The organism is Clostridium lundense DSM 17049, assembly GCF_000619945.1.
GTDB lineage: Bacteria > Bacillota > Clostridia > Clostridiales > Clostridiaceae > Clostridium_AO > Clostridium_AO lundense.
This window is the reverse complement of record NZ_JHVC01000044.1, coordinates 1-8,552: the sequence shown is the minus strand read 5'-3', so window position 1 is coordinate 8,552 and position 8,552 is coordinate 1. Positions and strand designations below refer to the sequence as shown.

The window sequence follows — 8,552 nt, the reverse complement described above, 5'->3', positions numbered from 1 at the left end:
AAACCATATCTATTCTATCAAGGTGAGGTATTTTTTTTCAACGCTTAAGCTTTTCTGAACACGCCTGCATAGCAGGTGGTTTTATTTATAGACAAATAAATAGAAGACATATTTTTATATAATAAAAATATGCCTTCTTATTTTTCCTGTTTCCTTAAAAGTATACCTTCTTAAATATAATAATTCACCGTTCGTGGTATATACTCCACTTTATTACAATAAGAACTTTAAAAAACAGGATTATCTAATATCAACAGAACCATAAGAAGATAAACTTTGCATCTACCAAAACTAAATCCTATTCCATGAAAAATAATAAATTTATTTTCATTAATTTTTCCGTAAGATAAGCCTTGAACAAAATTTATAAATCTTTTCTTAATCATAGAGATATCTTAGAATTCCGTTCAAATAAATCTATGTGTGAAAAAAATTCCTTTGCTTCTTATTTGTTCTGTTACTTTCTAATAAACACTTTAAGGTAAATATTTCATATAATAATTATATCATATATTATTTGTTTTAAACTATATATTTAAAACATTAATTATTATTTAAAATTATAAATATATACAAAAAAAGACAGCAAATTAGTATGCTGCCTTTTTAAATTGTTATGCCTGATCAAAACTTGAAACTACCTTATCATAGTAGTCTATTGTACATATTTCATTTTCAAAGTTAAGGCAATTTCTACAACTTTTATTTTGTGGTTCTCCTGTGGAAGATTGAAATCCATCATATATTGGCATATACCCAGGACAATTTTCTCCTACAGCCATCATTTCATATGCATTTCCCATAATACTCTCCTCCTAATTTCTATATATTTTTTCCTTAATTGGATCAAACAAGTCCTTTACGCACTTTCCATCCTCAAAGTTCTTGCAGTTTTCACAACTGTCCGTTATATTACTACCTACATCGGAAACAAATACAGATGCTATAGGTTCATAGCCTTCACAGTTTTCAGCAACTACCATTTTAAGTTCCTCTAATCGCATATGTATCACCCTCTTTGTTAAGTTATATATGTTATTGATATATATTGTTTCCTGGAAAATAAAAAATAATTCTTAAATTAATAACTTTAATAAAAAAAATTAGCACATTTCAAAATTATATTTTGAAATGTGCTAACTAAAATGATAACAAAACTAATCCAGTACAGATTCTGTTTCTGTACAATATCTTGTAATTAAACATTTTCCTAGATTTCTAGGACATCTTCTACACATACAATTATTAACCTTTCCATCACATTTTTTATCCAAGAACTCTGGACAATACTTACAATTGTCTCCTCCTACTGCCATTATGGATCACCTCTTAATATATGTATCTATTTTAAAATAAGATTTTTTATCATGCCGTTTTGAGTTTGTTCTATCATTTTCCCCTTATACCTTATAGCATTTACAGGACATATATGAATACATCGCATACAAAGCATACATTTGCTATGAAATACTGCTACAGAATTTTCAAAAGTTATATTGCCCTTAGGACAATTTCTTAAACACAACCCACATTTTATACACTCTTCTGTAGACGTAAAATTTTTAGACATTTTAGGCAATAATTTTCTATAAATTTTACTGCTAATCTTTGCACCAGCTATTCTAAAGTAGTTTAAATGCACTCTTGTATTCTTATTGTTTATAAAACTTTTTACAACACCGTTTACTTGTTTAATAGCATTTTCTTTAATAACATTAAAAGTATGCTTTTCTGTCTTTTTACCAACTCCAAAATAATAGTTATTACTCATTTGAAACATACTTTCACTCATAATCTTATATCCCTTTTTCTCTAGTCTTAATTTTAAAATCGAAACAGCTGAAGCAGTTTTAGCTGCCTGTGTTGAATATATAATTACTTTCATATTATTTTTATTCACAGGTAATTTTTCAATAAAATCATCAACTATTTTAGGCTCTAACTCCGCATATATAGGAGTTCCCAATATCATAAAATCATAATTATCTATTTCAAATTCTTCTATACTTTCTATATTGGCTAAATCAACTTCTATTTTGCGCCTGCTAAAACTTTCTTTAAATCTATCACCTATCCACTTTGTATTTCCCGTTCCACTAAAGTAATATAAAATCCCCCTCATGAACATTCCCTACTTTCAACATTTTAATTATATATAAATTCTTCAAAAGCATACTAAATCCTTCTATAACTGAAGATCATTAATAATTATTTAAAATTATAAAAGATCCTACTTATTAATATTTCACCAATATAATACTATAGGATCTTTTTTATTTATATGTTTAGCCCTTGTTATTATCATATACATATGCTTTATCTTCAGTATATCCAACTTCGCTTAAAACCTTTCTTACAACATTCTTACCTATTTCATCTTCCTCCATTTCATAGATAGCATTCTCTAATTCTCTCCAATCTACCCATTCAACCTCATCAGATTTATTAATTTCTCCTTCTACATAATTTGCCATAAAAGTTAGCATTATTAATTCTTTTGAAGAAAGATATTCACTTCCTAAATACTTTATGTCTCCAATTGTAATTCCAGTTTCCTCTTTTACTTCCCTATAAACTGTTTCTTCAACAGTCTCACCATTTGTTACATACCCAGATACTAAAACCTTTGAATTTTTAAATATATAACTTTGTTTAAGGAGTAAAATGTTATTATCTTTTAATACAGCTACAACTACACAAGGCTTTGGAGTATCAAAATACATTATATCATCTACAGGACAGTATGGTACCCCACCTTCATCCCAACTATATTTCTCTATTAATTCTTTACCACACTTAGGGCAATATTTAAACTTCATATTTAGTTTGCTCTAAAAAAATTAGAACTCTCCACCCGCCTTTCACAATGCTAATATACTAATATTATAAAACAACTTCTCTAATTATTCCAACACATTAAAGTATAATCCTAATTTTATTCTTTAAAGTAATAAAGTTTTCCCCTATGCTACAATCATATGCAAATATATCTACACCATTTTTATACGCTAGCCTCAGTGCATCTCCAAAAGCTTTATCTGTACCATCATTAGGTTTAAAGTGATCTACATCTTCCATCTGAATTAAAAATAATACCCCTGCTCCCTTTTGTTGCTTTTTAACATCTATTAGCTCTAACAAATGTTTTCTTCCCCTTTCTGTTGGCGCATCAGGAAACCTTGTTTCTCCATTTTCTTCTAGTGTTACTCCTTTTACTTCTAGATAATATTCTTCCCCTTTCTCAGTTCTCAATCTAAAATCAAATCGACTATTGCCAAAAGTTTTCTCCCTTTCTACTATAGAATACTTATTAAGTCCTTCTATTCTTTTTTGAAGTAGTGCCTCTTCTACCACTTTATTAGGTATTTGAGAATCTATATTTATAAATCTTTCTCCCTTATATCCTCCTATTAAATCATATCTTGTCTTTCTTAAAGGATTACCTTCTTCCCTTAAGATTACAGTAGTTCCTGGTATTAATATTTCCTTACACCTACCTGTGTTCGGAACATGTACCAATGTCTCTTCACCGTCTATAATTACATATCCCTGAAATCTGTTAGGTCTTCTAATAAATTCGGCCTTTATAATTTTTTTGGTTATAAACATACTATTATCCCCATTTCTATTTAAAGTTATACACAAAACAAATGAAATTATCCACATTATACACAAAAATAGTCACAGTTATAAATTATGAGTATGCTTTATGTGGATTAATATATATTATTTTATCATTATATTGATTATATTCCATACAATTATTAGAACAATAAATAGAGGTGTCCAAAAATTTATACTAACAATTTCCTTGGACACCCCATAAAAAGCTTATTAACTTATTCTTATTACTTCTCCTGTTAACTTTTTACTTCTTATACCATTATCTAAAATAACCTGGCCATTTACTATTACAGTCACTATTCCATCTGGATATTGAATAGGATCTATAAATGTTGCCTTATCGATTATTATATTTTCATTAAAAATCACTATATCTGCTTTCTTTCCTTCTTTCAAACTTCCCCTATCATCAAGCCTAAATACTGAAGCTGGTTTTAATGTCATTTTATTAATAGCTTCTTCTAATGTTAATGCTTTTTCTTCTCTTACAAATTTTCCAATCACTCTTGGAAAGGCTCCATATACCCTTGGATGTGGTTTTCCACCTAAAAGTCCATCTGTACATACATTATGTTCTGGTCTCTTCATTATTTTTATTACATGTTCATCTTTCCCATAATAATCATACATTCCAACTGCATTTTTTTCTTCATATAATAAATCGAATGTTGCATTATAAGGATCTTTTCCTCTCATAGCTGCAATCTCTACTAAATTTTTTCCTATACAATCTTTATTTTTATCTGTTTTAACACTGGTTACATATATTCCATCAAAACCTGCAAAATCAATAAAGTTATCCCAACCAGGTATTCCTTTTTCAATATCCTCTATCATCTTTTTTCTTAATTCTTCATCTTCAAGTCTTTTCAATAACTTATCTGTTCCTCCATCATGTACCCATGGTGGTAGAATAACACCAAGCATTGTACTTCCTGCTACATATGGATACTGGTCAAATGATACTTCTATTCCTTCTTCTTTAACTTTATCTAAAAGTTCTAATACTTTATCAACCTTATCGTAGTTTTTCTTTCCACACACCTTAAAGTGAGAAAAATGTATTTTTACTCCGCTGGCTTTACCTATTTCAATTATTTCTTCCATTGAGTCTAATATTGTATCTGCCTCACTCCTTTGATGGACAACAAGAGGTCTATCAAATTCTGCTGCAACTTTACAAATTTCAATAACTTCTTCTGTATTACTATAAGCACATGGCATATATATTAATCCTGTAGATACTCCAGCTGCTCCTGCCTCTAACTCTCTTCTAGTTATTTCTCTCATCTTCTTTAAATCTTCTTCTGTAGCCTTTCTATTATCTAATCCCATAGCTTCCATTCTTATATTACCATGAGGAACTAAATAAGTAACATTAGGCCCAACACCTGATTTCTCTAACAAATTATAATATCCTTCTGTAGTTTCCCAATCCCAACTTAACTCGTCACTATCCCCGTCTAAGCCTGCCAAGTTCATTCTCCATGGAGTAACATATTGTTTTGGCAAAGGCGCCATGGATATACCATCTTGTCCTAAAACTTCAGTAGTTATACCTTGTCTAATTTTAGGTTCTACATATGGCTCTACTAATATTTGCAAGTCTGAATGACTATGTGTATCTATAAAACCAGGACAAACAATATTCTCTTTAGCATCTATAATCTTATCAAAATTTTCTTCTTTAATTTCCCCTATTTTAACTATTTTATCATTTTCAATAGCTATATTACCTTTAAATCTATCCCTTCCTGTACCATCAATTATAGTTGCATTTTTAATTAGTAATTTATTCATATTTTTATCTCCTTTCTAAACATTCAGTCTATTCTACTTATTTAATGCTGCTTGAATTTCTAATTGTTCCTTCTCAAGCATATCTAAATGTTCTTGAGTTATAGCAGGTGGTGCTGCTGGAACTCCCCTACTACTTTCAAATATAGCAATTGCAAAGAATACTATAGTGCTTATAATAGAACCAAATACAACTGACATTATTCCATGTGGTTCGCCTAAATACTGCCATATAAATGCTGCTATACTTCCACCTATTAATGAGTAAAATCCTGAATTTACTGTAGCTTTTTTATACAACAATCCAAATATAAATGCTGCAAAAGGCCCTGCTGATCTAATTGTAAATGCAAATACTAAAAGTGGTATTATCTGTGTATTTGTCAACGCAATTATTAATGACACTGCTCCTACAAATACTATAACTCCTTTACTCATTTTCATTAATTCATTATCTGTTGCGTCTTTTTTCAAATATCTTTGATATACATCCTTAGTAAATAAAGTAGAAACTGCTATCATATTTCCTGATGCACTAGACATAGTAGCTGCACAAACAGATGCTAATACAAGACCTGCTATTATTGTTGGTGCAAAATTAACTGCAGCTGTAGCCATTGCATTATTAGGATTAATTCCTGGGAACTTAGCCAATGCTACTAATCCAATTATTGCTGGAACAAAACCATATAAAGCCATGATTATGGCACATAAGAAAGAACCAATTTTTGCAGTCTTGGCATCTTTAGCTGCAAAATATCTTTGAACTGCCTCTTGTCCTGTAGAAAATGTCATAAAATACATTAATATTAATCCAAATATAGTTTTCCAACCTACCTTTGCTAACCCTAATTGTCCTGGTGGCAAAGCAGCTTTTACTTCTGCCCATCCCCCTGCATTCTTAACTATTATTGGCATAGCTATAGTCATACCTATAGTTATAAATGTTATATGTATAATATCTGTAGCTGCAACAGAAACAAGTCCACCAAGCATTGTATATATAGTTATTACCACTGCTGCTATAATTACAGTCTTTTTCAACGGTGTTCCTGTTATAACACTAATTATTGTAGATGTTGATATTATTTGAACAGCTGTAGCTACAAATAATGCTACAATTGATAATACTGTTGTAACTACATGAGATGGTCTGCCATATCTTCTTTCCATAATTTCTGGAATAGTAGTTGCCATAGCTTTTCTTAAAGTTGGTGCAACAAATGAAACCAAAAATATACCTATCCCACAACAAACAACATACCATCCTGCTGAAAGGCCCCAATCTCCATATGCCTTAGCCGCAACACCAACAGTACTTCCTCCACCTATTTCAGTAGCTGCTAATGTACCAGCTAATGCAAACGGTCCTAGACTCCTACCAGCCAATAAAAAATCTTTCGAATTCTTAACTTTCTTTTTTGATGAAACCACTGCTACGCCCATTATAATTGTCATGTATAAAATGATAATTATTAAAGTTATAGGCATTTTAATATTCCCCCTTATTTTTTACCTATTTCAATCCATTGATTTTCCACAGCTATAAAGCCGTGGAAAATCAACTTTATATTACAAAAAACTTTCTTACATTACTTTAATAGTGCCTTTGCTATAGCTTCATATCCCTTAGTAGCTTTTACTAACTGATCTATTTCAATATACTCATCTATTGTATGAGCTAGATTTTCTGGTGATGGCCCAAAGCCTATTGTTTTTATTTCTGCCTCTCCTGCATAATGACTTCCATTAGTACAGAAAGAATAGTAAGCTATCTCTGGATTTAATCCTGATTCCTTTAATGATTTAAGTGAATCTTTAACGAAGTCTTCTTCTTTTCCATACTTCCATGCTGGGAAAAATCTTTCATCTGATATTATTTCTCCTGTGTAGCACTTTTCTATTCCCTTTGCATAGAATGCTTTAGCATTAAATTCTGGATCTTCTTTTTTCATTTCTTCAATTAAGTCTAATACTGGTTGTAAAACTTCCTCTTTAGTTTCACCAACTAAAAGTCTTCTGTCATAAGTTATTTTGCAATAATCAGGTACAACTGATGCTCCTGGATATGGTGATGATTTAATATCAACTAATTCTAATATTCCATGTCCTAATTCGTTATCATAAGTCATTTCCATATCTTTTATTCTATTTATTAATTTTGAAGCCTTATATACTGCATTTATTCCCTTTTGTGGATTTGCTGAGTGAGCTGGTTTTCCATATGTTTCAACAACTATTTCAGCTCTACCTCTCTGGCCAATTTTCAAGTTACATTCTGACGCTTCTCCAATTACAACATAGTCTGGTTTAATTTTTTCACTAATTTTTCTTGATGCAACTCCTTCAAAACATTCTTCATGGACTACTCCTGCTACATAAATATCTCCAGCAAACTCTTTGTTAGTAACTTCTGCAAAGTTTGATACTCCACAAATCATAGCACTTAAAGCGCCTTTCATATCAGAAGTTCCTCTTCCATATATCCTTTCATCTACTATTTCAGCTGCAAATGGATTATGAGTCCATTTTGATTCATCTGCCACCTCTACAGTATCTATGTGAGAATCAAACAATATTTTTTTACCTTCTTTGTTTCCTTTAATATGACCTATTATATTTCCATATTCATCTACATAAAAATCATCAAATCCTAGCTCTGTAAATATTTCTTTAAGCTTATTTACTACATTTCCCTCCTGCCCAGAATAACTTTTAACCTTTATTAATTCTTGGCATACCTTTATAACTTTTTCTTTTTTTTCATTAGTCAACATTTTTATTCCCCCTTATTCTAATTATTTATATAGATGCATTATCTCCATCCCATACAATATCTTTATATTTGTAAGGATCCGTATCTCCCTCTGTACTTATTATTAATACCTTTGAATTTTCATCTAACTCTAACTTTTCTCTTAGATCTTTATAATAGTCTCTTTCCATAAGTAAACTTATTACACCTGCACCAACTGCTCCTGATTCTCCTGAAATAATTTGGTCATCTCCCTTTAAAGGACTTCCAAGTACTCTCATTCCTCTTGCCGAAACATAATCTGGACAAGAAAAATATCCATCAGAATAATCTCTTAATATATTCCATCCTATAGTATTTGGTTCTCCGCATGCTA

The 8,552-nt window shown here is 30.5% G+C and carries 10 protein-coding genes and 1 pseudogene; all 11 read right to left on the bottom strand.

Annotation, left to right across the window (positions count from 1 at the left end; genetic code table 11):
* Window positions 1-227: 227 nt before the first annotated feature.
* Entirely contained in the window at window positions 228-386 is a 159-nt protein-coding gene (locus T514_RS26835; RefSeq protein ID WP_156940051.1) for a hypothetical protein, read from the bottom strand.
* Between the two features lie 228 nt (window positions 387-614).
* Window positions 615-803, bottom strand: coding sequence for a hypothetical protein (locus T514_RS0121845; RefSeq protein ID WP_027626652.1), 189 nt, complete (start codon window positions 801-803; stop codon window positions 615-617).
* Window positions 804-815: 12 nt separating this feature from the next.
* Window positions 816-1,004: a hypothetical protein gene (locus T514_RS0121840; RefSeq protein ID WP_027626651.1), complete on the bottom strand. Its 189-nt coding sequence runs from the start codon at window positions 1,002-1,004 to the stop codon at window positions 816-818.
* Between the two features lie 153 nt (window positions 1,005-1,157).
* Complete coding sequence (locus tag T514_RS27105; RefSeq protein ID WP_027626650.1) at window positions 1,158-1,316, bottom strand: hypothetical protein; 159 nt, start codon at window positions 1,314-1,316, stop codon at window positions 1,158-1,160.
* A gap of 26 nt (window positions 1,317-1,342) precedes the next feature.
* On the bottom strand, window positions 1,343-2,122 hold the full coding sequence (locus tag T514_RS0121830) for an EFR1 family ferrodoxin (RefSeq protein WP_027626649.1): 780 nt from the start codon (window positions 2,120-2,122) through the stop codon (window positions 1,343-1,345).
* A 163-nt stretch (window positions 2,123-2,285) separates the two neighbouring features.
* A complete protein-coding gene (locus T514_RS0121825; protein WP_027626648.1) occupies window positions 2,286-2,819 on the bottom strand; it encodes an NAD(+) diphosphatase in 534 nt (177 codons plus the stop codon).
* Between the two features lie 97 nt (window positions 2,820-2,916).
* Complete coding sequence (gene sfsA, locus T514_RS0121820; RefSeq protein ID WP_027626647.1) at window positions 2,917-3,609, bottom strand: DNA/RNA nuclease SfsA; 693 nt, start codon at window positions 3,607-3,609, stop codon at window positions 2,917-2,919.
* A gap of 225 nt (window positions 3,610-3,834) precedes the next feature.
* Window positions 3,835-5,424, bottom strand: coding sequence for an N-acyl-D-amino-acid deacylase family protein (locus T514_RS0121815; protein ID WP_027626646.1), 1,590 nt, complete (start codon window positions 5,422-5,424; stop codon window positions 3,835-3,837).
* A gap of 33 nt (window positions 5,425-5,457) precedes the next feature.
* Window positions 5,458-6,912: a sodium:solute symporter family protein gene (locus tag T514_RS25350; RefSeq protein ID WP_051542255.1), complete on the bottom strand. Its 1,455-nt coding sequence runs from the start codon at window positions 6,910-6,912 to the stop codon at window positions 5,458-5,460.
* A gap of 101 nt (window positions 6,913-7,013) precedes the next feature.
* Complete coding sequence (locus T514_RS0121805; RefSeq protein ID WP_027626645.1) at window positions 7,014-8,198, bottom strand: YgeY family selenium metabolism-linked hydrolase; 1,185 nt, start codon at window positions 8,196-8,198, stop codon at window positions 7,014-7,016.
* 25 nt (window positions 8,199-8,223) lie between these two features.
* A pseudogene (locus T514_RS27100) lies at window positions 8,224-8,552 on the bottom strand (diaminopropionate ammonia-lyase); the annotation flags it as partial.

Excerpts from the sequence above, each read along its gene's own strand:
- T514_RS26835 (WP_156940051.1), bottom strand. The coding sequence starts at position 386 with ATGATTAAGAAAAGATTTATAAATTTTGTTCAAGGCTTATCTTACGGA.
- T514_RS0121845 (WP_027626652.1), bottom strand. The coding sequence starts at position 803 with ATGGGAAATGCATATGAAATGATGGCTGTAGGAGAAAATTGTCCTGGG.
- T514_RS0121840 (WP_027626651.1), bottom strand. The coding sequence starts at position 1,004 with ATGCGATTAGAGGAACTTAAAATGGTAGTTGCTGAAAACTGTGAAGGC.
- T514_RS27105 (WP_027626650.1), bottom strand. The coding sequence starts at position 1,316 with ATGGCAGTAGGAGGAGACAATTGTAAGTATTGTCCAGAGTTCTTGGAT.
- T514_RS0121830 (WP_027626649.1), bottom strand. The coding sequence starts at position 2,122 with ATGAGGGGGATTTTATATTACTTTAGTGGAACGGGAAATACAAAGTGG.
- T514_RS0121825 (WP_027626648.1), bottom strand. The coding sequence starts at position 2,819 with ATGAAGTTTAAATATTGCCCTAAGTGTGGTAAAGAATTAATAGAGAAA.
- sfsA (WP_027626647.1), bottom strand. The coding sequence starts at position 3,609 with ATGTTTATAACCAAAAAAATTATAAAGGCCGAATTTATTAGAAGACCT.
- T514_RS0121815 (WP_027626646.1), bottom strand. The coding sequence starts at position 5,424 with ATGAATAAATTACTAATTAAAAATGCAACTATAATTGATGGTACAGGA.
- T514_RS25350 (WP_051542255.1), bottom strand. The coding sequence starts at position 6,912 with ATGCCTATAACTTTAATAATTATCATTTTATACATGACAATTATAATG.
- T514_RS0121805 (WP_027626645.1), bottom strand. The coding sequence starts at position 8,198 with ATGTTGACTAATGAAAAAAAAGAAAAAGTTATAAAGGTATGCCAAGAA.